At 65.6% G+C, this 756-nt stretch carries 1 pseudogene; it reads left to right on the forward strand.

The annotated features are described in order from the left end of the window. Positions 1 to 756, forward strand: a pseudogene (locus H8A92_RS40585) (hypothetical protein); the annotation flags it as partial.

The raw sequence follows: 756 nt of genomic DNA on the forward strand, positions 1-756 counted from the left end.
AGCGGCGGCGTCGAGAACGTCTCGTCCGGCGGCGTCATCCAGGGCACCATCAGCGGCACGGCCGGCACGGGAACGTTCGTCGCAGCCGGCGGAACGCTCAACGTGCTGGCCGGCGGTTCGGCCAGCATGATCAACGTGTCCGGCACGCTCAACGTGCAGGGCAAGATCACCAGCAATGTCACGATTCAAGGCGGTGGCCACGAAATCGTCTCCGCGAGCGGCTCCGTCACCGGCATCACCGGTTCGGGGACCGCAATTTCCGGGCTGGTCGACGTTCTCTCCGGCGCGTCCTTCGAATATGCGACCGTCTTCAGCGGCGGCGACCTGAACGTCTCGTCCGGCGCGACGGCTGACCATATCTCGGTCTCGAACGGCGGCATCTTCAACGTCGGCGGCACTGTTCTGAGCAACGTCGCGGTCCTTGCCGGTGGCGTCGAGAACGTGTTCTCCGGAGGCGTGGTCACCGGCGTGACCAGCTCCGGAACAGGCATCTCGGGCGGCACGGTGAACGTGTCGTCGGGAGGCGCGATCGACCACACGACCGTCAGCAGTGGCGGCATGTTGAATATCCTGTCCGGGGCGACTGCCCACAATGTCAGCGTCTCCAGCGGCGGCACTTTCAATGTTGCCGGCGCGGTCACCAGCAACGTGACGGTGTTTGCCGGTGGTACGGAAATCGTTTCGTCCGGCGGGTCGACCGGTGCGATGACGATTTCGGGCGGCAGCGTCGAACTGCAGGCCGGAAGCATCGCGAGC

It is taken from the genome of Bradyrhizobium acaciae (assembly GCF_020889785.1).
Lineage (GTDB): Bacteria > Pseudomonadota > Alphaproteobacteria > Rhizobiales > Xanthobacteraceae > Bradyrhizobium > Bradyrhizobium acaciae.